22 protein-coding genes and 2 pseudogenes are annotated in these 23562 nt (G+C 73.8%); 17 read left to right on the top strand and 7 right to left on the bottom strand.

Annotation, left to right across the window (positions count from 1 at the left end; translation table 11 throughout):
* Positions 1–42: 42 nt before the first annotated feature.
* Positions 43–342, bottom strand: a complete 300-nt coding sequence (locus tag AMK16_RS03440) for a hypothetical protein (RefSeq protein ID WP_073908363.1) — start codon at positions 340–342, stop codon at positions 43–45.
* A gap of 89 nt (positions 343–431) precedes the next feature.
* Positions 432–893 (bottom strand): MarR family winged helix-turn-helix transcriptional regulator, encoded by a 462-nt coding sequence (locus tag AMK16_RS03435; RefSeq protein ID WP_073908361.1) that lies wholly within the window; start codon positions 891–893, stop codon positions 432–434.
* 188 nt (positions 894–1081) lie between these two features.
* On the opposite strand from AMK16_RS03435, the gene AMK16_RS03430 reads away from it, so the two are divergent.
* The 3 genes and pseudogenes from AMK16_RS03430 to AMK16_RS03425 all read left to right on the top strand — a co-directional run bounded on the left by AMK16_RS03430 (position 1082) and on the right by AMK16_RS03425 (position 4267).
* The gene (locus AMK16_RS03430; RefSeq protein WP_073908359.1) at positions 1082–2329 is read left to right on the top strand and encodes an MFS transporter; all 1248 of its coding nucleotides are present in this window, start codon (positions 1082–1084) and stop codon (positions 2327–2329) included.
* A 4-nt stretch (positions 2330–2333) separates the two neighbouring features.
* A pseudogene (locus AMK16_RS36995) lies at positions 2334–2484 on the top strand (heme-binding protein); the annotation flags it as partial.
* A 118-nt stretch (positions 2485–2602) separates the two neighbouring features.
* Positions 2603–4267, top strand: coding sequence for a beta-N-acetylhexosaminidase (locus AMK16_RS03425; RefSeq protein ID WP_443333529.1), 1665 nt, complete (start codon positions 2603–2605; stop codon positions 4265–4267).
* Here the strand turns inward: AMK16_RS03425 and AMK16_RS03420 are convergent.
* A complete protein-coding gene (locus AMK16_RS03420; protein WP_073908356.1) occupies positions 4264–4803 on the bottom strand; it encodes a MarR family winged helix-turn-helix transcriptional regulator in 540 nt (179 codons plus the stop codon). The two genes, AMK16_RS03425 and AMK16_RS03420, sit on opposite strands and share 4 nt — an antisense overlap.
* 235 nt (positions 4804–5038) lie before the next feature.
* Between AMK16_RS03420 and AMK16_RS03415 the strand changes: the two genes are divergently transcribed.
* Positions 5039–6109 carry an alkene reductase gene (locus AMK16_RS03415; protein WP_073908354.1) on the top strand — a complete coding sequence of 357 codons (1071 nt, stop codon included), beginning with the start codon at positions 5039–5041 and terminating at the stop codon, positions 6107–6109.
* A 120-nt stretch (positions 6110–6229) separates the two neighbouring features.
* On the opposite strand, the gene AMK16_RS03410 is transcribed toward AMK16_RS03415, so the two are convergent.
* Positions 6230–7069 (bottom strand): endonuclease I family protein, encoded by an 840-nt coding sequence (locus tag AMK16_RS03410; protein ID WP_242438548.1) that lies wholly within the window; start codon positions 7067–7069, stop codon positions 6230–6232.
* 214 nt (positions 7070–7283) lie between these two features.
* Between AMK16_RS03410 and AMK16_RS03405 the strand changes: the two genes are divergently transcribed.
* On the top strand, positions 7284–7850 hold the full coding sequence (locus AMK16_RS03405) for a DJ-1/PfpI family protein (protein WP_073908352.1): 567 nt from the start codon (positions 7284–7286) through the stop codon (positions 7848–7850).
* Between the two features lie 109 nt (positions 7851–7959).
* Here AMK16_RS03405 and AMK16_RS03400 read toward each other — a convergent pair whose 3' ends face one another.
* The gene (locus AMK16_RS03400; RefSeq protein WP_073908350.1) at positions 7960–8772 is read right to left on the bottom strand and encodes a glutamate ABC transporter substrate-binding protein; all 813 of its coding nucleotides are present in this window, start codon (positions 8770–8772) and stop codon (positions 7960–7962) included.
* 213 nt (positions 8773–8985) lie between these two features.
* On the opposite strand from AMK16_RS03400, the gene AMK16_RS03395 reads away from it, so the two are divergent.
* Entirely contained in the window at positions 8986–10110 is a 1125-nt protein-coding gene (locus AMK16_RS03395; protein WP_073908348.1) for a hypothetical protein, read from the top strand.
* 232 nt (positions 10111–10342) lie between these two features.
* Positions 10343–10882, top strand: a complete 540-nt coding sequence (locus AMK16_RS03390; RefSeq protein WP_079191289.1) for a TerD family protein — start codon at positions 10343–10345, stop codon at positions 10880–10882.
* A 240-nt stretch (positions 10883–11122) separates the two neighbouring features.
* Here AMK16_RS03390 and AMK16_RS03385 read toward each other — a convergent pair whose 3' ends face one another.
* Positions 11123–11731 (bottom strand): TetR/AcrR family transcriptional regulator, encoded by a 609-nt coding sequence (locus AMK16_RS03385; RefSeq protein WP_073908346.1) that lies wholly within the window; start codon positions 11729–11731, stop codon positions 11123–11125.
* A 152-nt stretch (positions 11732–11883) separates the two neighbouring features.
* Between AMK16_RS03385 and AMK16_RS03380 the strand changes: the two genes are divergently transcribed.
* From AMK16_RS03380 to AMK16_RS03340, 9 genes and pseudogenes are all read left to right on the top strand, one after another.
* Positions 11884–12798, top strand: coding sequence for a phosphatase PAP2 family protein (locus AMK16_RS03380; RefSeq protein ID WP_079191288.1), 915 nt, complete (start codon positions 11884–11886; stop codon positions 12796–12798).
* Entirely contained in the window at positions 12795–13802 is a 1008-nt protein-coding gene (locus tag AMK16_RS03375; RefSeq protein WP_073908344.1) for a hypothetical protein, read from the top strand. Before AMK16_RS03380 ends, AMK16_RS03375 begins: the two co-directional genes overlap by 4 nt.
* Positions 13803–13807: 5 nt before the next feature.
* Positions 13808–14131, top strand: coding sequence for a hypothetical protein (locus AMK16_RS03370; RefSeq protein ID WP_242438546.1), 324 nt, complete (start codon positions 13808–13810; stop codon positions 14129–14131).
* Positions 14132–14208: 77 nt separating this feature from the next.
* Entirely contained in the window at positions 14209–14475 is a 267-nt protein-coding gene (locus AMK16_RS03365; RefSeq protein ID WP_073908339.1) for a GlsB/YeaQ/YmgE family stress response membrane protein, read from the top strand.
* Positions 14476–14919: 444 nt separating this feature from the next.
* Positions 14920–16437, top strand: a pseudogene (locus tag AMK16_RS03360) (peptide-N4-asparagine amidase); the annotation flags it as partial.
* Positions 16438–16464: 27 nt separating this feature from the next.
* Positions 16465–18204 carry a serine/threonine-protein kinase gene (locus AMK16_RS03355; RefSeq protein WP_073908337.1) on the top strand — a complete coding sequence of 580 codons (1740 nt, stop codon included), beginning with the start codon at positions 16465–16467 and terminating at the stop codon, positions 18202–18204.
* Between the two features lie 180 nt (positions 18205–18384).
* Positions 18385–19317, top strand: a complete 933-nt coding sequence (locus tag AMK16_RS03350) for a phytoene/squalene synthase family protein (protein WP_073908335.1) — start codon at positions 18385–18387, stop codon at positions 19315–19317.
* A 69-nt stretch (positions 19318–19386) separates the two neighbouring features.
* Positions 19387–20586 (top strand): sensor histidine kinase, encoded by a 1200-nt coding sequence (locus AMK16_RS03345; protein WP_079191375.1) that lies wholly within the window; start codon positions 19387–19389, stop codon positions 20584–20586.
* Positions 20583–21182 carry a response regulator transcription factor gene (locus AMK16_RS03340; protein ID WP_073908333.1) on the top strand — a complete coding sequence of 200 codons (600 nt, stop codon included), beginning with the start codon at positions 20583–20585 and terminating at the stop codon, positions 21180–21182. Before AMK16_RS03345 ends, AMK16_RS03340 begins: the two co-directional genes overlap by 4 nt.
* 39 nt (positions 21183–21221) lie before the next feature.
* Here AMK16_RS03340 and AMK16_RS03335 read toward each other — a convergent pair whose 3' ends face one another.
* Positions 21222–21881: a transglycosylase SLT domain-containing protein gene (locus AMK16_RS03335; protein ID WP_073908330.1), complete on the bottom strand. Its 660-nt coding sequence runs from the start codon at positions 21879–21881 to the stop codon at positions 21222–21224.
* A 578-nt stretch (positions 21882–22459) separates the two neighbouring features.
* Between AMK16_RS03335 and AMK16_RS03330 the strand changes: the two genes are divergently transcribed.
* On the top strand, positions 22460–23548 hold the full coding sequence (locus AMK16_RS03330) for an S-(hydroxymethyl)mycothiol dehydrogenase (protein ID WP_073908328.1): 1089 nt from the start codon (positions 22460–22462) through the stop codon (positions 23546–23548).
* Positions 23549–23562 lie beyond the last annotated feature (14 nt).

Below are 23562 nucleotides of genomic sequence, written 5' to 3'. Positions count from 1 at the left end.
GGCACCCCTGGCAGCGCTGGGGGCTGCGGCCGTCGTGGTGGGCTACGCCGTCTTCGCTCCGGACACCGGTCCCGCCCGCCCGGTACCGCCCGCTTCGCCGCCGGAGATCACCGCTCCGGGTCCGGAGCCCGCGCCGCGGTCCCCGAGCCCACGGCCCTCGCCCTCCACCCGCGCGGTGTCCGGGAGCGCGTCGCCCTCGACGCCGGCCGGAGCCTCGCCGGCGCCCACCCACTCCACCCCGTCGGCGAGTTCGTCCGCCCTACCGCCGTCGCAGCCGTCCGCCTCGCCGTCGTCGCTCCGGGCACCCTCGCCGAGCCGGCCCAGTGCCTCGGTGCCGGCCACGACGAGTCCGTCCGCGGGGTGACCCGTGGAAGGGAAGGGCAGGGCCCTGGCCCGCCGCGCGCAGGCCCCCTCGCGGGAGCGCCCGTGACCTACGAGGCCGTCGGCCGGGTGTTCTCCACCGCGGCGACCAGCGGGGCCAGCTCGGGATTGCGCGCCGCCTCGTCCAGCGCTTCCCGCAGGGCGGCGTCGTTCGTGGGCCGGGCCGCGGCCAGCAGGGCCAGGCCGGCCCCGCTCACATCGGTGTAGATGCCGCGGCGATCGGTGTCGCAGATGTAGCGGCTCAGCAGCCCGCGGTCCTCCAGCCGGCTGACCAGGCGGGTCGTCGCGCTCTGGCTGAGCACCACCGACTCGGCGACCTGGTGCATCCGCAGGTGCCCGCCCGGACCGCTGTGCTGGCGGCTCAGCACGTCGAGCAGTGAGTACTCGCGCACGCTGAGGGCGTGGCCCGCCTGGAGCGCCCGCTCGATGTGCGCCTCGATCCGCCCGTGGAGCAGCGAGAGGGCGCACCAGCCCTGCGCGAGGGCGGTGAGCGCGCTGTCCGTGGCCGTCATGGGGCTCCTCCTTGGAGGCGTCTGGTCGTGTGTCACCAGGATAGGCCACCTATGCAATAGCCCGCGCTTGCAAATATCCCGCGTCTGCAATTAATGTGGACGCACGTAAGCAGCGACGGCAAAGATGCCGCGCCCCCGGCGGCCCGGGCCGCCCGTACTTCCACCTTCCTGAAGGGCGCCTTCCCCTCATGCCTCTCGCACTCCTCGCCCTTGCCATCGGGGCCTTCGGGATCGGCACCACCGAGTTCGTGATCATGGGCCTGCTCCCCGAGGTCGCCGCCGACTACGGCGTGTCCATCCCCACTGCGGGCTTCCTCGTCACGGGGTACGCCCTCGGGGTGGTCCTGGGGGCGCCCCTGATGACCGTCCTCGGCACGAGGATCCCGCGCAAGCGGATGCTGATGCTGCTCATGGGCCTCTTCATCGCGGGCAACGTGCTCTCCGCGCTCGCCCCCGCCTTCGGGATCATGCTCGCCGGCCGCGTCGTCGCCTCCCTCGCCCACGGAGCTTTCTTCGGCATCGGTGCGGTCGTCGCCGCCGAACTCGTCGTCCCCGAGAAGAAGGCCGGAGCGATCGCCATGATGTTCACCGGCCTGACGGTGGCCAACGTGGTCGGCGTCCCGCTCGGCACCCTCGTCGGCCAGACGCTCGGCTGGCGCATCACCTTCCTGATCGTCGCCGCGCTCGGCGTCCTCGGCCTGCTCGGCATCGCCCGCCTGGTACCCGAACTGCCCCGGCCCGAAGGCGGCGTACGGATCCGCCGCGAGGTGGCCGCCTTCCGCAACGTCCAGGTGCTGCTCGCGATGGCGATGACCGTCCTCGGCTTCGGCGGCGTCTTCGCCGCGATCACCTACATCACCCCGATGATGACGAACGTCGCCGGCTTCGCCGGCTCCTCCGTCACCTGGCTGCTCGTCCTGTTCGGCCTCGGCATGGTCGCAGGCAACCTCATCGGCGGCCGGTACGCCGACCGCGCCCTCATGCCGATGCTGTACGTCTCCCTGGGCGCGCTCGCCGTCACACTGGCCCTCTTCACGCTCACCGCCCACTCCAAGGCCGGCGCCGCCGTGACCGTCGTGCTCATCGGCGCCCTCGGCTTCGCGACCGTGCCCCCGCTCCAGAAGCGCGTCCTCGACCAGGCCGCCGGTGCGCCGACCCTGGCCTCCGCCGTGAACATCGGCGCCTTCAACCTGGGCAACGCCCTCGCCGCCTGGCTCGGCGGCCTCGTGATCGCCGCCGGACTGGGCTGGACCGCCCCGAACTGGGTCGGCGCGGCACTGGCCGCCTCCGCCCTCGTCCTCGCGCTCCTGTCCGGAGCGCTGGAGCGCCGTACGGCAGGACGTGCAGCCGGCGGCAGGGCCGCCGCGGTCACCGAGCCGGCGGCCGCCCGGCCGGCGGCGCCCGAGCCGGCGGGATGCGCCGCCGCCCGCCACTGACCGACCGGTTCCCCTCGACGGGCCGCTGCCGTCCATCGCGGCCGGGCTGCCGGTCCACCGCGAGGGCCGTCTCATCGGCGCCCTCGCAGTCGGCGGCGGCGCCCCCGGAGCAGGACCAGGGCTTGGCCGCCGCGGCGCTCGACACCCTGACCTGATGCCCGGGTCCGGGGTCCGCTGCCCCGGTCCGACGCCCCGCCGCGACCCGCGGAGCCGGGCCCGCCGGGTCGCGCGTCCGTGCCCCCCGTGCCACTTTGGTACGGGGAACACTGGTGCATGATGCGGAAACCGAGGCTTCACAGGAGGGTCCACGTCAGCGCGACGGCCACCGCCGCCGCGCTGGTCGCCCTTGCCGTCCCCGGCTGCTCCGCCGCCTCCGACGCCCCCGCCGCCCCGAGTCCCGCCGCCCAGAGCCCCGGCGGCGGCACGCCGGGCCCGGCCACGGCCCCCGGCGACACCCCGTCCCCGTCGCCGACCTACCCGCTGTCCGCCGCTCCGCGCACCATCCCGGCCGTACGGGAGCACGTCCCCGCGCGGGGTCCCGGCTGGAAGCCGGCCGCCGCGGCCCGCGTGGTCGTGGCGCCCGCGGACAAGGCGGCCCTGTCCGACGAGGGCACCCTGCTCGCCCGTGAACTCGGCATGGGATACGCCGAGTCCAAGGAGGCGCGCCCCGGGGATGTCCAACTGGCCCTCGGAACGCGCGAGTCAGGTCCGGCCGAGTCCTACACGCTCGCCGTCGCGGACGGCCGGGTCCGGATCACCGGCCCCGACGAAGCGGGCGTCTTCTACGGCACCCGCACCCTCAAACAGGCCGTGCGCAGCGCCGGTTCGGCCCCCGAGGGCACCGTGCGCGACGGGCCCGCGCGGCCCCAGCGCGGCCTCAACCTCGACATAGCCCGCAAGAACTTCACCCCGGACTGGATAGAGGACCGGCTGCGGGAGATGGCCGACCTCAAACTGAACCAGCTCGGCCTGCACTTCTCCGACGACCAGGCCTTCCGGATCGCATCCGACAGCCATCCCGAGATCGTCTCCACCCCGCACCTCACCAAGGCCCAGGTGCGCGGCATCACCGCACTGGCCTCGCGGCTGCACATCACCGTCGTCCCCGAGATCGATTCGCCCGGACACCTCGGCGCGGTGCTGCGGGCCCACCCTGAACTGCAACTGCGTGACGCACAGGGCAGGGCGGTGAAGGGGGCGGTGGACATATCCAACCCCGCCTCCGCCAAGCTCGTCGACGAACTGCTGCGCGAGTACCAGCCGTTGTTCCCCGGAGGGGCCTGGCACCTGGGCGCCGACGAGTACCAGGCCCTGGTGGTCCGCGACCCCGAAGCCTCCTTCCCGCAGCTCGCACGCGCCGCCCGGCAGCGGTACGGGGCCGCGGCCCGGGTCCAGGACCTGGCGACCGGCTGGCTCAACGACCGCGCGGCCGTGGTGCGTCCCTCGGGCAAGACGCTCAAGGCGTGGAACGACGGCTTCTTCCGCGGCGGCGTCGCGAGCGCGGCGAAGGACCTCCAGGTCGAATACTGGACCGGCAAGGAGATCGGCGCCCGCCCGCCGCTGGAGTACCTGCGCGAGGGCCGCAAGGTCGTGAACCTCAACGACGAGTACCTGTACTACGTGCTGGGCGAGCCGAACGACTTCGCCTACCCCACCGGACGCCGCATCTACGAGCAGTGGACCCCGCTGGTCCTGCGCGGCACCACCGCGGTCCCGGCGCAGTACGGCAAGCAGATCCTGGGCGGCCGGCTCGCCGTCTGGGCCGACCTGGCCGGCGCACAGACCCAGGACCAGGTGGCGGCGGGCATCCGCCTGCCGCTCGCCGCGCTCTCCCAGAAGGTCTGGGACGCGCGCACGCCCGCACTTCCCTGGACCGGTTTCCAGACGCTCGCCGACCGGCTGGACCCGCCCGGCGGCTCCTCGGCGCCGGCTGACTAGTGCGCGGGGCCCCGCAAGGCGGCGTCGCACTCCGCCGGGCCGGCTTGTGCGGCCCCCGTGCACAAGGTCGCCTCCACCTTGCCCAGCAGGCGGGTCAGCTCCGCACGCTCGGCCTCGTCCAGCCCCTCCAGGGTCTGCCGCTCCAGCTCGCCCCAGGCCGTGCGCACCCGGGCCAGGAGCCCCCGGCTGGTGTCGGTGGCCTCGACGAGTGACGCCCGCCGGTCGCAGGGGTCGGGGCGGCGGCGTACGTGTCCGGCCTGTTCGAGGCGCTGGAGCATCTTGGTCACCGTCGAGGGGTCGAGCCCGACCGATTTGATCAGCTCGGACTGGCGCACGGCGCCGCAGTCCCACAGGTGCATCATCAGGAACTCCTGTCCCGGATGGAGCCCCAGCTCGCGCAGGGCCCGGCCCGCCGCGATCCGGTGGAGCCGGGCGACGCGGCTGATGGCGTGGCTGACCGGCCCGTCCAGCACGGCGCTGGGCACCGGGGCGCACTCCGCGGGCGAGCGGGGTTCCCGGGCGGTTGGCGCGGTCATGGCAGCGCTCCCTTTCCTTGCGGTCCTTGCGGTCCTTGCGTTCACGGCGTCTTCGTTCACGGTGTCTTGGTCGCGGCGACTGCGATCGCGTCCGGTCGACGGCGGCCGGACGCACTCCGTGCCCCGTCCCTGGATCCTACCGTCACACGCTCTTTACCTTGGCCGACCAAGTAATGGGGTAGGGTGCAACCCCATGGCCATTCATTGGCCGACCAACTATCTTTATGAGGCGCATATGACCAGCGCGTTCGACCCCATTCGCATCGCCGGCGGCACCCTCCCGAACCGGATCGCCGTGGCTCCCATGACCCGCAGCCGCGCCGCGGAGGGCGGGCTCCCGACGGATCTGGTCGTCGAGTACTACACCCAGCGCGCCTCCGCCGGCCTGATCATCTCCGAGGGGATCCAGCCCTCGGTCGTCGGGCAGGGCTACCCCTACACCCCCGGGCTGCACAGCGCGGAGCAGGTCGCGGCCTGGCGCCGGGTCACCGACTCGGTGCACGCGGCGGGCGGCCGGATCTTCGCCCAGCTCATGCACGCCGGCCGCATCGGCCACCCGTCCCTGCTGCCCGACGGCCTCGTCCCCGTCGCGCCCTCCGCGGTGACCCCGAAGGGGCAGGTGTTCACCGCGGAGGGCGCCCAGGACTTCGTGACCCCCCGCGCGCTGACCGGCGCCGAGGTGCGGGCGACCATCGCCGACTTCGCCGAGGCCGCCCGCAACGCGGTGGAGGCCGGTTTCGACGGGGTGGAGCTGCACGGGGCCAACGGCTACCTGATCCACCAGTTCCTGGCGCCGGGCACCAACCGGCGCGACGACGAGTGGGGCGGCACCACCGAGAACCGGATCCGCTGCGCCGTGGAGCTCGTCAAGGCCGTTTCCGCGGCGATCGGAGCCGAGCGCACCGGCCTGCGCCTTTCGCCCGGGAACCCGTACAACGACATGGCCGGCGCCGAGCCGGACCCGCAGCCCCTCTACGAGGCCCTGGTCAAGGAGATCGACGGCCTGGGCCTGGCCTACCTGCACCTGATGGAGTACGGGCCCGACGCCCGGGAGACAACCCTGGCGCTGCGCAAGCACTTCTCCGGCCCGCTCGTGCTCAACCCCGCCACCGAGGGGCCCACCGACCACCGCGCCCTCGCCCTCGTCGAGGACGGCACCGCGGACGTCCTGGCCTTCGGCGCCCTCTTCCTCGCCAACCCCGACCTGCCGGAGCGGCTGCGGACGCAGGGCCCGTACAACACCCCGGACCCCTCCACCTTCTTCGGCGGCGACGCCCGCGGCTACACGGACTACCCCGCCCGCTGAGGGCTGTCCCGCAGGCACTGCCGCCTGCCGCTGCTGAACGAGCCGGCCGGTCCGGCGCTGCCGCCGACAGCGGGCCCGGGGGCCCGGTGAGCGGCAGCGCCGTGCCCGGCGTCAGGATCGTCACCAGATGGAGCTGACCCACTCCGGGTGGTCGACGAAGGGGTTGCGGTTGTGCTGGTAGGTGTCGAATATGACCTGGTTGCGGCGCTGCTCGAAGGCGTCCGGCGGGTCCTGCTGGTTCCACTGCTTGAGCAGGCTGATCCGGCCGATGGCCGGTGCCGAACCATTGTTGACCTTGTCGTTGACTTCGAGGTCCGCGAAGCCGTCTCCGCCGTCATAGCGCACGGCCATGTAGAGGATCATCCGCGCCACGTCGCCCTTGACCGCGTCGCGCGGCTCGAAGGAGTCGCCGTCGGTGAAGCTGCCGGGGGCCTCCGCGACCGGGCTGCCGCCCTTGTCGAAGTCCTTGTTGCCCCGGGTGCTGTTGACCGTGACGTCCTCGGGGCGCAGGTGGTGCAGGTCGGTGCCCGGGCCGGTGGCGGTGCCGAAGTCGCCGTGGCTCTTGGCCCAGACGTGCTCGCGGTTCCAGTCGTTGACGCCGCCGCCGTTGGTGTTCTTGGACTGCGAGCGGCCGGAGTAGACCAGGATGACGTTGTTGGGGTTCGCCGGGTCCTGGTCGGTCACCTTCAGGGCGTTCCACACGCCGTCGTAGGTCACCTTGGACTGCGTCTTGATGATGTTGTGCAGGGCGGTCTTGAGCGCGGCCCCGGTCTTGCCTTCGGCCGCCGCGTAGTAGGAGTCGTACGCGGCCGAGGCGGCGTGGGCGTCCGCCGATCCGGCGGTGGCGGCGTGGGCGTCCGCCGTCCGCTGCTGGCCGGCGGAGGCGGCCGCCGGTACGGCGAACAGGGCGGCGGCCGCGAGGGCGGCCGCCCAGGGGGTCAGGCGGGAGATTCTCTTCACGTGGGGGTACCTCTCCACACGCACCGCTCCCGCCCGGGGAATTGGCGGGATGTCAGGTGGCAGAGCGAGGCTCACATTGTCATGTGCCCTACAGGTAAAAACCATGTGTCGGCAGTGCGGACCTTGGTGTGTGCCGTCCGCGCGCCGCGGGAAGGGTAGCGGTGGCCCCGGCGGGGCCGAGCCGACCGTGAACAGCCCTCCCTGGGAGCAGCCCATGGCAGTGAAGATCCTCATCGTGACCGGAGACGCGGCCGAGTCGCTGGAGGTCCTCTATCCGTACCAGCGCCTGCGCGAGGAGGGCTACGAGGTCCACATCGCGGCCCCGTCCGTCAAGAAACTGCGGTTCGTGGTCCACGACTTCGAGGACGGCTTCGACACCTACACCGAGAAGCCCGGCTACACCTGGCCGGCTGACCTGGCTTTCGCGCAGGTGGTGACCGAGGACTACGCAGCCCTGGTCGTCCCGGGCGGCCGGGCGCCGGAGTACCTGCGCAACGACCCCGAGGTGCGGCGGATCCTGGCCGCCTTCGCCGAGGCCGACAAGCCCATCGCCCAGATCTGCCACGGCCCTCTGATCACCGCGGCTGCCGGGGGCCTGGCGGGCCGCCGGGTGACCGCCTATCCGGCGCTGGAGCCGGACATGAAGGCGGCCGGGGCCGACTTCGAGGACTCCGAGACCGTGGTCGACGGCACGCTGGTCTCCGCCCGCGCCTGGCCCGACCACTCGCGCTGGATGCGGGAGTTCCTGACCGTGCTGCGCGCCAAGGCCCCGGTGGCCTGACCCGGTGGCCTGACCCGGTGGTCTGACCCGGTGGCCTAGCGGGTGGCCTGACCGGGTGGTCCGGCGGGCTGCCCCGCCGGGCGCCGGGCGCCGGACTGTTGCCCGCCCGTCAGCCGACCGCGGTGACCGCCGGCGCGGGCTCGTACTTGTAGCCGGGGCCGAAGTTCTTCTTCACCGCCGCTTCCCAGGAGCCGTCCGCGACCATCTTCTTCAGCGCGGCGTTGATCTTCTGCTGGAGTTCCTTGTCGCCCTTCTTGATGCCGATGCCGTAGTTCTCGTTGCTGAGGGACTGGCCCGTCAGCTTGAACTTGCCCTCGTTGCCCTTCCGGGCCGCGTACCCGGCCAGGATCGAGTTGTCCGTGGTCATGGCGTCGACCAGGTTGTCCTCAAGGGCGACGAGGCACTCCGAGTACCCGGGAAGCTCCAGCACGCTCGCCTTGGGGGCGAGGTTCTTCTTCACGTTCTCCGCGGAGGTGGAGCCGGTGACGGAGCAGAGGCGCTTGCTGTTGAGGTCCTCGGCCTTGTTGATGGAGGTGTCGTTGGCGCGGACCAGCAGATCCTGATGGGCCAGGAAGTACGGGCCGGCGAAGTCGACCTTCTCCTTGCGCTTGTCGTTGATCGAGTAGCTCGCGGCGACGAACTCCACCTCGTTGTACTGGAGCAGCAGTTCGCGGTCGTTGCTGTAGACCTGCTTGAACTCGATCCGGTCCGGCGTGTAGCCCAGCTCCTTGGCCACATAGGTGGCGACGTCCACGTCGAAGCCGGTGAAGGTCCCGTCCGTCTCCCGCATCCCGATGCCCGGCTGGTCGAACTTGATGCCGATGGACAGGGTTCCCGCGGCCTTGTCGTCACCGCCGCACCCGGAGGTGGTCAGGGTCAGGGCGATCACAGCGGCGACCGCACAGGCCTGGGGAACCTTCATTGCTGCACTCTTTCCTGGAACGCGGGGCGCGCACCGGGATCGCCGGGGCGCGGGGAACCGCGGGTCGTGGGGGGACGTCGAGACATGTGTACGAGGAAGCTAGGAAGGTGACGGGCGCAGCGTCACTACATCTGAGCAAAACTTGAGGATAACGATCCGGATCTGCCGCAGATCCTGCGGTGTCTCCAGGCCGGAGCGGGAGAAAGGGCGGGCATGGGAACAGGTTCGGTACGGGTCGACGGAAATGCGCTGCTCTTGGGCGAAGGGGTGCAGATCCGTTTCATCCGGACGCTGCGGCTGCCCGAGTCGGGCACGCACGCGCTGCCGCCGGGGCTGGGGGAGTTCCCCCTGCGGCGCGTGGAGGACTACCCGGACACGGCTCCGCCGCAATGGCTGGCGAAGGGCGGTGTGATGCTGCCCGTGTACCTGCGCGAGGCGATGTGGCTCAGCTTCGGCGGCACCAGGGAGCCGGCCGCGCTCCAGGTCGGCGTCGGCAAGGTGTGCGCCGTATCCGGCGAGCGCTGGACGGGCCGGCTCGCGCGGGACCCGCAGAACTACGTGGTGCCGCCCCGCCAGCCGTGGCTGGACGGCATCAACTCGGGCGACGGGACGGTGCGCCAGTTCGTCGCCGTACCGCTCGGCTTCGGGGCCACCGTCGAGGGGCAGGTCACCGGCGAGGAGACCACCGGCGGAGTGCAGCTCCAGGCATTCCCGCTGGAGGCGGGCGCGCTGGCCGAGTGGCGGCGCGCGGAGCGGGCCCGCGCGGAGCAGCCGCGGTACGGTGCGCCGCCGCAGGCGCCCGGCGCATTCGGGGGAGCTCCGGCGGCGCCCGGCGGGGCCCCGGCTGCGTTCGGCGGTTACGGCGGGCCGCCGCCCCCGCCGATGGCGGCGGCCCCGGGCGGCTTCCCGGCTCCGGGCGCGGCCCCGGCCCGGGGGGCGCCGCCCGCCGCGCCGGCGATGGGGCTCGGCGTCGGAGGCTCCATGCGCCAGGAGGTCTACCGGGACGACCGGCCGCTCTCCGCCTGGGCGCCGGAGCCGGCCGCGCGGGTCTTCGTCCACCTGGTCACCCCGCCGGCCTGGCGCCGCATCACCGGGGAGCAGGCCCCGCCGTCACCGGTGGACCGGGCCGCCTACACCAGGGCCGGGCTGCCGTGGTTCGACTACTACGACGACTCCGCCGCCGACCTGGCCCCCTCGGGGGCCCTGTCCGGCGTCAAGCCGGTGGGGGAGTGGCTGGGCGACGACCACACCCCGTGGGCGGAGCCGGGTCCCGGCCAGGTCAAGCCCCTCGGCAACGCGCCCAGGCCCGGGAAGCCGGTCCAGGACGGCGACTGGTAGGCCGCCGAGCTGGGGGTTCGGGCCGGGCGGGGGCCGGCCCGGCCGTGTCCGGCGGCGGGCCGGCTCCCCGGCGTGGCCGCCTTCGTTCCGGGCCCGGAGCGCGAGCGCGGGGGCCATCGCGCCGATGCCGCAGCGCGAGCGGACTGGCTTGGAACGTACGGTCGTTCGGCCCGCGACCCGGGACACGTGGGAGCATGGCCGGGCAATACCCGGTGAGTGGAGGGGGAGTTCGGTGACAGCTGTTCGCAAGGGGCTGGCCAAAGTGGAGGTCGCGCTGCGCTGGGACCCCAGTCCGTCCGGCACGCCCGCGCACGACCTCGACATAGTCGCCGCCGTCTACAGCGCCGCGGACCCGCGCGGCGTTCCCGTCCACCTGGTCCACTTCGGCAGCCGCTCGCCCGACGGCACCATCACCCTGAACCGCGACAGCCACACGGGCCAGGGCTTCGGCTACGACGAGGTTATGACGCTCGAACTCGACCGGATGTCCTCGGAGTTGCGGCGGGTGGTGGTCGGCGTGGTCATCCAGGACACCGGCGGGGCCGAGGGCCGTGCCAAGACCTTCGCCGACATCCACGGCACGGGGCTGCGGATCCGCGAGGGGCACACCGACCTCGCCCTGGGTGGCTTCGGCTCCGTCCCGAACGCCACGGCGGCCACGGTCGCGGAGTTCACCCGTGACGACTCGGGCGCCTGGTCGCTCGACGCGCGGCTGCACGGCTCCGAAGACGGCCCCGACGAGTTCACCCGGACCATGGGCGCGCTGCGCTGACGCAGGCGGCCCTGCCCCGGCGAAGGGCCCGCCGACGCGGAGGCGGGGACGCGTGGAGGCGGGGACGGGCTGGGACAGGAGCGGGGCCGGGGTCGTGCCGGGCCCGGCACCGGCTCGGATCGGGCGGCGGTCACTCTCGCGTGTGTGACCGCCGCCCGGTCCGGGTGGCGCGCTGCCGCCGTCCCCACGAGGCAGCGCGGGCAGGTCGCCGTCCGGTCATCGGGACGGCGGCCCGCCGGTTCAGGGGGCCTGGGGCCCTGTCAGGCCCAGGGAGGGAAGGATGACGGAGTCGACGAACCGGACCAGGTAGTCGGCGTCGGCGTACCGTCCTTCGAGCACCGGCCGGATGCGCAGCACACCCATCAGCTGCGCCGGCAGGAACTCCACGGCCGGGTGGTCCGCGACGATCTCCCCGCGCTCCACCGCCCGCGCCACCATCGCGTCGAATGCGGCCAGCTCCGGCTCGACCAGCGCCTCGCGCAGGGCTGCCTGCAGCTCCTCGTCGCTGAGCACGGCGTGCCCGAGCGCCTGTGTGAGCCGCGTGTCGCGCCCGGAGGTGCAGGCCGCGATCCGGGCGGCCTCGCGCAGGTCGCCGGCGAGTGATCCGGTGTCCAGAGCGACGAGGGTGCCGCGCCGCCCGGCCCGCAGGGCCGCGGCGACGAGCCGGGGCTTGGTCTTCCACTGCCGGTAGAGCGTGGACTTGCCGCAGCTCGCCCGGGCGGCGACGCCCTCCATGGTCAGGGCTTCGTAGCCGTGCTCGCGCAGCTGCTCCAGAACGGCGTCGTAGAACTCCTGCTCCCGCTCCGGGGTGATCTTGGAGCGGCGCGCGGTGCTCGGCGTCGACGTCATGGGGTGCGGCTCTCCTCGGGGATCTCCTCGGCGGCGTCTTCCAGTACCGAAGTGTACGGGAACGCGAGCGTATCGGTACACCGGCGTATCGATACGCGAATGTATCGATACACTGGCGTGTCGATCGTGCGCAACAGGAAGAGAGCCGGGGGATGACCTCCCACACCACACCCGCCGGTGCGCCGGCCGGACGGAGAGCCGCGCGCCGCCGCCTCGTACGCGAACTGCTGCTCGTCGCGGGGCTCTTCACCGTCTACAAAGCGGGCCGGGCGCTCTCGACCGGACGCACCGGAGAAGCCTTCCGCAACGCCGCGCGGACCTGGGACGCCGAGCGCGCCCTGCACCTGCCCGGCGAGGGCGCCGTGCAGCGGCTGCTGCTGCACGGGGACGCCCTCGTGCACACAGCGAACACCTACTACGCGGCCGTGCACTTCCCGGCGACCGCGCTCTTCCTGATCTGGCTCTACCTGCGCCGCCCCGCCCACTACCTGTGGACGCGCCGGGTCCTGGCCGTGCTCACCGCGGCCGCCCTCGCCCTGCACCTCTCCTTCCCGCTCGCGCCGCCGCGGATGCTGGACGCCGCGCACCTGATCGACACCGGGCAGGTCTACGGCCCCACCGTCTACGGGGCCGCGCCGGCCACCGACTCCATGGCCAACCAGTTCGCGGCGATGCCCTCCCTGCACTTCGGCTGGGCGCTGATGCTCGCGCTCGGCATGATCGCCGCCACATCCTCTCGGTGGCGCGTCCTGTGGCTGCTGCACCCGCTGGTGACCCTTCTGGTGGTCGTCGGTACGGCCAACCACTACTGGCTCGACGCGATCGTGGCCACGCTCCTGCTCGGGGCGGCCCTGCTGCTGGTTCCGGGGCCGGTGGCGCCGGGGACGGACGAGGTTCCCGCCCCGGGTGCGGGTGCGGGTGCGGGTGAGGGCGCGGGTGTAGGGGCTGCGGATGCGCATGCCGTCGCCGGGTCCGCCGCCGGGTCCGTCGCCGGGACCTGGGACGTCGGCGTACGGGCGCTGCCGGATCGGCGGACCGCCGGCGCTGTCGTGGGGGCCGAGCGGTGAACGCCACCCTGCTCGCCGTCTGCCTCTGCCTGGCCTCCGCCGTGGCCTATGCGGCCGCCGCCGTCGCCCAGGAGCGGCTCGCCCGCGCCGCCGTCGCCCGCAGCGCCCGGGCGCTGCTCGGCTCCGGCGCCTGGTGGTGGTCGGCCGGGCTCAACGCCGCCGCGGCGCTGCTGCACGCGGCGGCCCTGCGGTACGGCCCGCTCACCCTCGTACAACCGCTCGGCGCGCTCACCCTCGTCGCCGCCGTTCCCCTCGGGGCGCGCGGAGCCGGGCGGCGGGTGGCCGGCACCGAGTGGCGGGGCACCCTGGCCACCGTTGCCGGGCTGGGCCTGCTGCTGCTCCCGGCCTCCGGGCCGGCCCCCGACGACACCCTCACCCTGGCCGAGGCGCTGGCCGTCTCCGGTGCCACGGCCGCGGTGATCCTGATGCTGACCGCCGTGAAGGACCCCCGCTCGGGGCTGCGGCACGCCACGGCCTCCGGGCTCGCCTCCGCGGCCGCCTCCGCCCTGACGCAGACCGTGGCCGTGGCGGGCGGGCGCGGCGGCTCCCTGTTCAGCTTCCGGGTCGTCGCCGTGGCCGGGCTCGTGGTCGTCTTCGCGGTCGGCGGGATGCTGCTGTCGCAGCGGGCGTACCGGGGCGGCCTCGGGGCGCCGCTGGCCGTGGTCAACCTCGCCAACCCGCTGGCCGCCGCCGCCATCGGCATGGTGCTCCTCGGCGAACGGCTCCAGGGCGGCGCGGCGGGCGTGCTGCTCGCGGTGGCGGGAGCCCTCGCGGCGGTCCGCGGGGTGCTCCTGCTCACCCGCACCCCGGCCGCGCCCCGGCCGGCTGACGCGTCCGCGCTCCCCGCGTCCGCGCCGGCTGCCGCGCCCGCGTCCTGCGCCGGGACCGGCCCCGCCGTGCCACCCGCGTCCTGCGCCGGGACCGGCCCCGCCGTGCCGCCCACGGCCGTCGCCGAGGCCGGGGCCGCCGCGCCGACCGTGCCCGCGGACCGTGTGGCAGCATGACCCGCATGATTGACGGATCGTCGTTCTCCCTCTGGTCCAAGGACTCGGTGCTCTCCATCGGTTCGGCCGGCTCCGTCCTGTCCATCGGTTCGGTCGGCAGCGTGCTGTCGGTCGGTTCGGTCGGCTCGGTGCTCTCCGCCGCCTCGATCGGTTCGGCCCTCTCGCTCGCCTCGACCGCCTCCTGGCTGAGCACGGGCTCGCTGCTCTCCGCGCAGTCGACGTTCTCGGTGCTCTCCTGGCGCTCGCGCGGCGGATTCATGGCGGCGGGAGCGGTCGCGGCCGTGACCCTCGGCGCGCTCGCGCTGTCGCGGACGACCCACCGCCGCTGAGCGTCGCAGAACCGTTCAGGCCCCGCCTGCGTCCTCCCCGGAGAACATCCGAACCACCGAGAGACGGAGTGACGGGCATGGGGATCGTCGGCTGGATCATCCTGGGACTGCTGGCCGGAGGCATAGCGAAGGTCCTGCTGCCTGGACGGGACCCCGGTGGCCTGATCGGAACCACCCTCATCGGCGTCGCCGGTGCCTTCATCGGTGGCTGGCTCTCGGCGAAGTTCCTGGACCGGCCGGTCCAGACCCAGTTCTTCGACCTCGCCACCTGGGGCTCCGCCATCGCCGGCTCCCTGGTCCTGCTCATCGGCTACCGGATCCTGTTCGGCAATTCCCGCGACTGACGCCGGCCCTGCGTCGTTGACGGCGCTGCGGCCACCGTCTGCCGGGCGCCCGGGCGGCCGAGCGCTGTTCGCCGGCCGGGCCGGCCCGCGTCCCGACTCGCGCCAGCGGCGAGATCGGGCCACCGACCGTCTTCCGGGCCTGGCGGGGCCGGGGGGCGGGGGTTTCACTGCGGGTCCATGAGACGACACAGGATCACGGGCCTCATCGGCGCGATCGTGCTGGCCGCCGGCGCCCTCGCCGCCGCGGGACCCGCGCACGGCGCGACCACGAACCGCACCACCACCGCCACGGCTCCCGCCCCGGTACCGGCTCCCGCCCCGGCGGCGCCCACCACCACGGCCCGGTTCACAGCCCCGCCTCCCGCCCCGGCCCGGTTCACAGCCCCGCCTGCCGCCCCGGCCCGGTTCACAGCCCCGGCTCCCGCCCCGGCCCCCGGCGGGCCGCCCGCCGAGTTCGGTAGCGACTGGCACGACCCCCTCACCCCCGCCGCGCCCGTCGCCCGGCCCGCGACCCGGTCCTGCGAGGTGCTCCTCGCCGAGGCGCAGTTCCGCGACTTCACCCCCTACCGGGGCGGTTACACCCCGCCCGCCGACTGCGGCGCCGGCCAGTGGGCCAAGGTGGTCCTCCGCCTCGACGGCAAGGTCAAGGGCCGCCAGTACGACCGGCTCGGTCACCTCTCCCTCGGCGGCGTCGAGATCCTGCGCACCTCCACCCCGCAGCCATCCCCCGACGGCATCACCTGGTCCGTCGAGAAGGACGTCACCCGCTACCGCGACACCCTCGCCCGCCCCCAGCCCGTCGACATGCTGATCGGCAACGTCGTCGACGACACCTACACCGGTGTCATCGACGTCAAGGTCACCCTCACCTTCTACGCCGCCGAAGGCCGCACCCCGGCGGCCGGGACCCCCGACCGCGTCCTCCCCCTCACCTCCCCGGACATCACCACCCCGCGCAACACGGAGCGGCTCCTCGCCGAGGTCTACGCCACCGGCTCGGGCGGCGGCTGCGAGGAGTACTGGTACATGACCGTCCCGGATGCGGCCCCGTACTCGTGCAAGGCGGCGGACGGCCCCTACCGCGAAGTCCGCATCGCCGTGGACGGACGGCTCGCGGGCATCGCCGCGCCCTTCCCCACCGTCTGGACCGGCGGATGGTCGAACCCCTTCCTGTGGTACGTCACGCCCGGACCCCGCGCCTTCGACGTCCAACCGGTCCTCTACGACCTGACCCCCTTCGCAGCCCCCCTCAACGACGGCCGCTCCCACCGGATCGAGGTGTCCGTGGCCGGGGTGCCGACCGGTCAGAGCGGCTGGTCGACCCCCGCCAACCTGCTGCTCTGGCAGGACGAGGCCCGTGAGGTCGTCACCGGCGCCCTGACCCGCCACGAGCAGAGCGATCCGGCCAACTCCTCCCACTGGACGCCCGCCGCACCCGGCGCCGAACACCGCCTCGACACCGAGGGCGGCCACCGGCTGACCGTCGCCGGATACCTGGACACCTCCCACGGGCGGGTCACCACCAGCGTCGCCCGCGCCGTGCACCACACCTCCGTCCACCGCTGGACCGACGGCGAGAGCCGCGACACGCTCACCGCCACCTGGACCGACGAGGAGACCGTGACCCGGGGCGCCACCGGCACCCGCACCGCCCGGACCTACACGATGGACGGCCGGACCACCCTGGGCGCGGGCGACCGGCTGCGCACCGTCCTGTCGCTCGGCGACCGCGCGGACACCGCCACCCTGCGAGGCGGCCGCAGCGTCGAGGCCGCCCGCCTCGACGACAGCTACACCGGCGACGCCACCTACACCGCGAACGTCCCGCGCGACCAGCGGCACGCCGTCGCCACCACCACCGCCCGCTCCCGGCAGTACGGGGCGCAGGTCCCCGGCGGGTGCTGGGACCGTACGGTCACCACCGTCCAGGGGACCGTCACGGTGGACCGCCTCCGCTGCTGACACCGCCGCCGCCTACGATGTCCGGCCATGGACACGAGTGAGGCCGGCAGACGGCTGATCGACGGGCGCTTCGAACTCGTCGCGCCCCTGGGCAGCGGCGGCATGGGCACGGTGTGGCGCGCCCGCGACATCGCCCTGCACCGCGAGGTCGCACTCAAGGAGGTGCGCCCGCCGGACCCGGCGACCGCCGCCGCCCAGCCCGGTCTCGCCGCCCAGCTGCGCGAACGGGCCGTCCGCGAGGCCCGGGCGCTCGCCCGCCTCGCCCACCCCCACGTGGTGACGATCCACCACATCGTCGAACCGGCGGCCGGCTCGGACGGACACCCGTGGATCGTGATGGAGCTGGTCCGGGGCGGCTCCCTGCACGAGCGGCTGGCCGCGGGCCCGCTGCCGCTCCCCGACGTACTGCGGCTCGGACGCGACGTGCTGTCCGCGCTGCGCGCCGCACACGCCGAGGGGGTCCTCCACCGCGATGTGAAACCGGCCAACGTACTGCTGCGCCCCGACGGGTCGGCCGTGCTCACCGACTTCGGCATCGCCGCCCTGCACGACTCCACGGGTCTCACCTCGACGGGCGTGCTGATCGGCTCGCCCGAGTACATCGCGCCCGAGCGCGTCCGCGGGGAGGAGGGGCTGGCCGCCTCCGACCTGTGGTCGCTGGGCATGCTGCTCTACGTGGCCGCGGAGGGGGTCCATCCGCTGCGCCGGGCCAGCAGCCTGGCCACAGTCGTCGCCGTGCTCGACGAGCCGATCCCGGCGCCCGTCCGCTCCGGCCCGCTGGCCCCCGTACTGGAACGGCTCCTCGTACGGGATCCGGCCGCGCGCCCCGACGGAGCCCGCCTGGAACAGCTGCTCCGCGACGCGAGCACCGCTCTCGACGGCGGGGCGGTCTCCACCGGCGGCGCAGTCGGTGCGGTCGGTGCGGTCGGCCCGGTCGGCCCGGTCGGCCCGGTCGGTGCTGGCGGTGCTGGCGGTGCGGTCGGCCCGGGCGGTGCGGTCGGCGCCGGGGCAGGCCCGGCCTTGGGACAGTACGGGCCGCCCACACCCCCGCCGTTCGGACCGCCGGCGCACCCCTATGCGCCGACCGCGCCGCTCCCCGCCGGGGCGGCACCCCGGCGCCGGGCCCTGTTCGGCGCCGTCCTCGTCGCGGTACTGGTCGCCGGCGCCGTCGGGATCGTCAGATGGCTGCCCGACGGCACCGCGACCGGCGCCGGCAACGCGAAGGGCGGCGCCACCACCCCGGCCGCCACCACACCCGCCGTCTCGACGCCCGGACCGGTGGCGAGCACCCCCAAGGCCGTCGCCCCCAAGGCGAGCGCGCCCCAGGGCAGCCTGCTCACCCCCGGCAACATCCGGACCGCGCTGGCGTCACTGAAGCAGCAGACCGGCACCACCACCTTCGTGAACCTGCGGATCTACGACGCCTATGTCATCGCCTCGATCCCCACTGCCCCCGGAGCCAAGACCGTCGACTCCTGGCAGTACCGCGACGGCGAGGCCACCCGGACCGGCCCGGAGGGCACCGTCAAGGACCGCGTCCCGCTCATCGACATGGCCACGGTCCAGTGGGACGCCCTGCCCGCCCTCATGCAGCAGGCCGGACAGGAGCTGGGCGTGGCCGCCCCGACCTCCCGCTACGTGATCGTCGAGCCCTGGATGATGGACCAGAGTCCCTGCATGCGGCCCTACCTCAGTGACGAGTACGGCCAGGGCGGCTACGTCCTCGCCGGGATCGACGGCAAGGTCAGGAAGGTCTACCGCTCCTGAAGCGCGGCCGCCCGCGCCGGCCTCGGGCGCGCCCCGCGCCGGCCTCGGGCCCGCCCCGCGCCCGCCCCGCCCCCGGCCGCCCCGCCACGCGCCCACCCCGGCCCGCCCCGCAGGCCCGGGGGCCTGCGATGCTGATCTCCGTCCGTCCGCGGAGAGACGTCCCGAGGGAGCACGAGCACCATGCCGAGCTGGCGCACCACGCTCACGGCCGCCGGGATCTCCGGGACGCGGCTGCGGGACGACTACACGCACGCCGCCCGCGGGGTCCTGCGCCGCGAGCCCGCCCCCTACCTCACCCTGCGCCTGCTCGCCGCGCCACCCCTGGTGCCCTGCCTCGCCGCCGGCCTCGCCTTCATGAACCTGGTGGACGACACGGCCGAGACCGGGACCCCGGCGCAGCGGACCACCGCACTGGCCGCCCTGTCCGGCCGCGTCGAGGCGGCCCTGGCGTCGGGGGAGAGCCCCGACCCCCTGCTGCGCGCCTACAGCCACGCCGTGCACTCCCGGGGCCTTCCCGCGCACTGGGTCTCCCGCTTCCTCGCGGGCGCCGCCACGGCCGAGGCCGTCTTCGACGGCTTCGCCGACGAGGAGGACTTCCAGACCTACCTCGACGAATACGCCTGGCCCGGTGTGCTGGTCTTCACCGGCCTCCAGTACCAGGGCGGCCCCGGCCTCGAACAGGCCGCGGGCTGGCGGCGGTTCGTCGACGCCGCCCAGCGGATCGACTTCCTCGCCGATCTCGCCTCGGACCTCGCGGACGGCCGCCTGTGCATCCCCCGGGCCAGCCTCGCGGAGCACTCCGTGACCCGCGCCGACCTCGAACGGGCCCACGACACCCCGGCCGTACGGGCCCTCCTCGCCGCCGAGACGCGGCGCGCCCGGACCGCACTCGACGCCACCGACGGCATCCTCGAACTGGCCGGGCCGGGGCTGCGTCCGGTGATCGCGGCCATGACGCAGCTGATGGCGCACCAGCTGACCGCCGTCGAGCGCGCGGGCGCCGCCGTCCTGCGCCGCGACACCGGCTACGGCCTCTCGGCCCCCTTGCGCATCCTCCTGCGCGCCCGCTCCCGGGCGGCCGGGCCCCGTACGGCCGCCGACCGCGGGCAGTGACATTCGTACCGGTGCTTCCGGTACGCGCGGACCTGCCGCGGGGCGGCCCGCCTCCGTAGCGTGGTGGTCATGAAGCAGTCGCCCCTCATCCCGACCGTCCTGCGGTCGCGGCACACCGCCGGGCCCGCCGGCCCTGCCCGCGGCCCGCTCGGCCCGCCCAGCGGATTCACCCTGCTGCCCTGGCTGTTGATGGGGATGGGCGCCGTCTCGAACCTCATCAAGGGCGACACCCCGAACCCGCTCGCCGGCGGCCTCGGCGTGCTCGTCTTCAACTCCCTCTACATCAGCGTCGTCTTCCGCTCCTTCGACGCGCGCAAGCGCCGCAGCGCCGGCACCCGCTGGAGCCTCGCGGTGATGGGCGCGGTCACCGGCGGACTCGCCCTCGCGTACGGCGGCAGCTGGCTGCTGTTCTTCCCGCTCCTCGGCCTCGCCACCGGAACCGTGGTCCGGGGCCGCAGCCTGGGGCCGGTCATGATCGCGCTGAGCGCCGTGGCCGGGGCGGTCGCCGGATACCGGGACGGCTGGGACGCGATCGGCGTCGTCTACGGGACCTTCCTGTCCGGCATGGTGACCGCGGCCATCCTGGCCCTGTCCGAGACGGTCCGGGAACTGCGCGAGACCCGGCAGGAACTGGCCCGCACCGCGGTCGAGGAGGAACGGCTGCGCTTCTCCCGCGACCTGCACGACCTGCTCGGGCACACCCTCTCGGTGATCGTCGTGAAGGCGGAGGCGGCCAGGCGGATCGCACCCCGCGACATGGACGCGGCGCTCGTCCAGATCGGCGACATCGAATCGGTCGGCCGCCAGGCACTGACCGAGATCCGCGAGGCCGTCACCGGCTACCGGGAGGCGAGCCTCGGGGACGAGCTCGACCGGGCGTGCGGCGCGCTCACCGCCGCCGGCATCGAGCCGCGGGTACGCCAGTGCGGGCCTGCGCTGCCCGCGCGGACGGCCGCCCTGCTGGGCTGGGTGGTCCGCGAGTCCGTCACCAACGTGATCCGCCACAGCGCCGCCGCCACCTGCGAGATCGAGGTGGGCGGCACCGCCGAGCGGGCCCGGGTGGTGATCACGGACGACGGCGGCGGGGGCGTGGGCTCGGCGCCGCCGGGCAGCGGCCTCACCGGCCTCGCCGAACGCCTCGCGGCGGCCGGCGGCACTCTGCGCGGCGGCCCGGCCGCCGGCGGAGGCTTCCGGGTGACGGCGGAACTCCCGCTGGAGCGGTCCGAGTCCGGCGCGGCCGTGCGGACGGCGAACGAGGAGTGCGGATGATCCGGCTGCTGCTGGCCGAGGACCAGGGCATGATGCGGGGCGCCCTGGCCCTGCTGCTCGGGCTGGAGGAGGACATCGAGGTGGTGGCGCAGGTCGCCGCCGGGGACCGGATCGTGGCCGCCGCCCTGGAGGCGCGGCCGGATGTGGCCCTCCTCGACATCGAACTGCCCGGGCGCAGCGGCCTCGACGCGGCCGCCGAACTGCGGACGCGGTGCCCCGGGTGCCGGGTGCTGATCCTGACCACCTTCGGCCGGCCCGGCTACCTGCGCCGGGCGATGGAGGCCGGGGCCGCAGGCTTCCTGGTGAAGGACGGCCCGGTGGAAGAACTGGCCAGAGCCGTCCGCCGGGTGCTCGCCGGCGAGACGGTGATCGACCCCGCCCTCGCGGCGGCCGCGCTCGTCGCGGGGCCCAATCCACTGACGGGGCGGGAGGTCGGCGTCCTGCAGGCCGCGGTGGACGGAGCCACCGTCGCCGACATCGCGGCGAGGGTGCACCTGTCCGAGTCGACCGTACGCAACTACCTGTCCTCGGCGATCGGCAAGACGGGCACCCGCAACCGCATGGAGGCCGTCCGGGCCGCCCGGCGCCAGGGCTAGCTCTGAGCGGCCTCCGGCGGACCGGGCGGTCGGGGCGTTCTAGTAGGGCCCGTTGACGTTGTCGATGGAGCCGTAGCGGGCGGCCGCGTAGTTGCAGGCGGCAGTGATGTTGGCGACCGGGTCGTAGGAGTCGAGGGAGGTTCCGGGCACGTGGTAGGTGCGGAACGTCGGATCGATGACCTGGAGCAGGCCCTTGGAGGGGATCCCGGCCGCGGCGTTGGAGTCCCAGTTGTTGATGGCCAGCGGATTGCCGGAGGACTCGCGCATCACATTGCGGTGAATTCCGTTGTAGCTGCCGGGAATGCCGTGGCGGGCCATGACGTCCAGGGACTCGCGGATCCAGCCGTCGAGATTGTTCGGGTAGGCGGTGGCGGGCTGGGCGGCGGCGGCCGTCTTCGCCTGGGCGCCGATGGTCAGTTTGAGGCCGGGGCGAATGGCCGACGGGTTGTCACCGATGATGTTCCGGTTGGCCGCGTACAGCTGCTGCCAGCCGCCACTGAGGGAATGCTCCGCCGCGATCTTGGAAAGGCTGTCGCCGGAGACCACGGAATAGGTCGCGGGAACGGCCGCCTCCACCGCACCGGCGGTGGTGGCGCTGATCAGGGGGAGGGCGAGGGCCGCGCCGCCCGTGCCGGCCAAGGCCAGCCTGCGGGTGATCCGGTTGCTCTTGGGCCGACGGTGCTTACCCTTTGCGGGCATGGCGGAATTCCTCACGTGGGGGGACGGGAGAGGCCCCGGGGGTGGCCGTATTCGGCAGCTGACCACCGGGAACGAGGGTGACCGTAAGCGAGTCCGCCGGGCCCGGACAAGGCCAGAATTCCACCGGTAGATCGACTTCCTCCTATCGGTCCGGGAAATGACCTTGAGGCCGCCTTTGAGCAATAGCCAACTTTCTTTGGGGGAAAAGAGAATCGTGGCCGCGCAGGTCCGCGGAGGAAATGATGTTGGCGCGCCCTTAGTGATTGACATCACGGTTTGCCGGGACTCCGCCGACGTCAAGGCGCATGGGGACAAGTCGGCCTCCCCTCAGGCGAATCGGGCTACATGCGCTTTGGTGGCGAAACGCCCATCAAGGACCTTTTCCGGCGCCACCGCATGCCTTCGGCACCGTCGCCCGTCCCCGCGCCGCCGAGGGCGCCGGGGGCGCCGGGGGGTCACCCCGGCGCCGTCCGGACGCGGGAAACCGGCCACCACCCGGGCCGCGCGGCAACGCAACTCCCCTACGGTGCGGCGCCCGTGTACGTTCGGGTGGAAGCCAAACGAGAGTGGGGTAGGACGTGACGCATCGCGTACGAGGGGTCATCGCCCGGAGCAAGGGCGCACCGGTGGAGACGACGACGATCCTCGTGCCCGACCCGGGACCGGGCGAGGCGCTCGTGCGCGTCCAGGCCTGCGGGGTCTGCCACACCGACCTGCACTACCGCGAAGGCGGCATCAACGACGCGTTCCCTTTCCTGCTCGGCCACGAGGCCGCCGGGATCGTGGAATCGGTCGGCGCGGACGTCACCTCCGTCGCCCCCGGTGACTTCGTCGTCCTCAACTGGCGGGCCGTGTGCGGAACCTGCCGCGCCTGCCGGCGCGGCCGCCCCTGGTACTGCTTCGCGACGCACAACGCCACCCGGTCCATGACCCTGGAGGACGGCACCCCGCTCTCCCCGGCGCTCGGGATCGGCGCCTTCGCCGAGAAGACGCTCGTCGCCGCCGGCCAGTGCACCAAAGTGGACCCCGCCGCCTCCCCTGCCGCCGCCGGACTCCTCGGCTGCGGGGTGATGGCCGGCCTCGGCGCCGCCCTGAACACGGGCAATGTCGGACGGGGCGACTCCGTCGCGGTCATCGGCTGCGGGGGAGTGGGCAATGCCGCCGTGGCCGGGGCGCGGCTGGCCGGCGCGTCCAGGATCATCGCGGTGGACCTCGACGACCGGAAGCTGGAGTGGGCGCGGGGGCTGGGCGCCACCCACACCGTCAACGGCCGTACCGAGGACGTGGTCAAGGCCGTCCAGGAACTGACCGGCGGGAACGGAGCCGACGTCGTCATCGACGCCGTCGGCCGCCCGGAGACCTACCGCCAGGCCTTCTACGCCCGTGACCTGGCCGGGACCGTGGTCCTGGTCGGCGTACCGACCCCGGAGATGAAGCTCGAACTCCCGCTCCTGGACGTCTTCGGCCGCGGCGGCGCCCTGAAGTCCTCCTGGTACGGCGACTGCCTGCCCGAGCGCGACTTCCCGGTGCTCGTCGACCTCTACCTCCAGGGCCGGCTCGACCTGGACGCCTTCGTCTCCGAGACCATCCCGCTCGACGGGGTCGAGGACGCCTTCGCCCGGATGGAGCGCGGCGAGGTCCTCCGCTCGGTGGTCGAGTTCCCGTAAGCCCCGGTCGGCTG

This window comes from Streptomyces sp. CB00455 (assembly GCF_001905445.1).
Taxonomy (GTDB): domain Bacteria; phylum Actinomycetota; class Actinomycetes; order Streptomycetales; family Streptomycetaceae; genus Streptomyces.
This window is presented reverse-complemented; position numbering and strand designations above follow the sequence as displayed.

Bases quoted from the DNA above. Each gene is read 5' to 3' on its own strand.
- AMK16_RS03340 (WP_073908333.1), top strand. From the start codon at position 20,583: ATGATCCGGCTGCTGCTGGCCGAGGACCAGGGCATGATGCGGGGCGCC.
- AMK16_RS03365 (WP_073908339.1), top strand. From the start codon at position 14,209: ATGGGGATCGTCGGCTGGATCATCCTGGGACTGCTGGCCGGAGGCATA.
- AMK16_RS03335 (WP_073908330.1), bottom strand. From the start codon at position 21,881: ATGCCCGCAAAGGGTAAGCACCGTCGGCCCAAGAGCAACCGGATCACC.
- AMK16_RS03400 (WP_073908350.1), bottom strand. From the start codon at position 8,772: ATGAAGGTTCCCCAGGCCTGTGCGGTCGCCGCTGTGATCGCCCTGACC.
- AMK16_RS03415 (WP_073908354.1), top strand. From the start codon at position 5,039: ATGACCAGCGCGTTCGACCCCATTCGCATCGCCGGCGGCACCCTCCCG.
- AMK16_RS03345 (WP_079191375.1), top strand. From the start codon at position 19,387: ATGAAGCAGTCGCCCCTCATCCCGACCGTCCTGCGGTCGCGGCACACC.
- AMK16_RS03350 (WP_073908335.1), top strand. From the start codon at position 18,385: ATGCCGAGCTGGCGCACCACGCTCACGGCCGCCGGGATCTCCGGGACG.
- AMK16_RS03435 (WP_073908361.1), bottom strand. From the start codon at position 893: ATGACGGCCACGGACAGCGCGCTCACCGCCCTCGCGCAGGGCTGGTGC.
- AMK16_RS03405 (WP_073908352.1), top strand. From the start codon at position 7,284: ATGGCAGTGAAGATCCTCATCGTGACCGGAGACGCGGCCGAGTCGCTG.
- AMK16_RS03355 (WP_073908337.1), top strand. From the start codon at position 16,465: ATGGACACGAGTGAGGCCGGCAGACGGCTGATCGACGGGCGCTTCGAA.
- AMK16_RS03430 (WP_073908359.1), top strand. From the start codon at position 1,082: ATGCCTCTCGCACTCCTCGCCCTTGCCATCGGGGCCTTCGGGATCGGC.
- AMK16_RS03425 (WP_443333529.1), top strand. From the start codon at position 2,603: ATGATGCGGAAACCGAGGCTTCACAGGAGGGTCCACGTCAGCGCGACG.
- AMK16_RS03420 (WP_073908356.1), bottom strand. From the start codon at position 4,803: ATGACCGCGCCAACCGCCCGGGAACCCCGCTCGCCCGCGGAGTGCGCC.
- AMK16_RS03385 (WP_073908346.1), bottom strand. From the start codon at position 11,731: ATGACGTCGACGCCGAGCACCGCGCGCCGCTCCAAGATCACCCCGGAG.
- AMK16_RS03395 (WP_073908348.1), top strand. From the start codon at position 8,986: ATGGGAACAGGTTCGGTACGGGTCGACGGAAATGCGCTGCTCTTGGGC.
- AMK16_RS03380 (WP_079191288.1), top strand. From the start codon at position 11,884: ATGACCTCCCACACCACACCCGCCGGTGCGCCGGCCGGACGGAGAGCC.
- AMK16_RS03370 (WP_242438546.1), top strand. From the start codon at position 13,808: ATGATTGACGGATCGTCGTTCTCCCTCTGGTCCAAGGACTCGGTGCTC.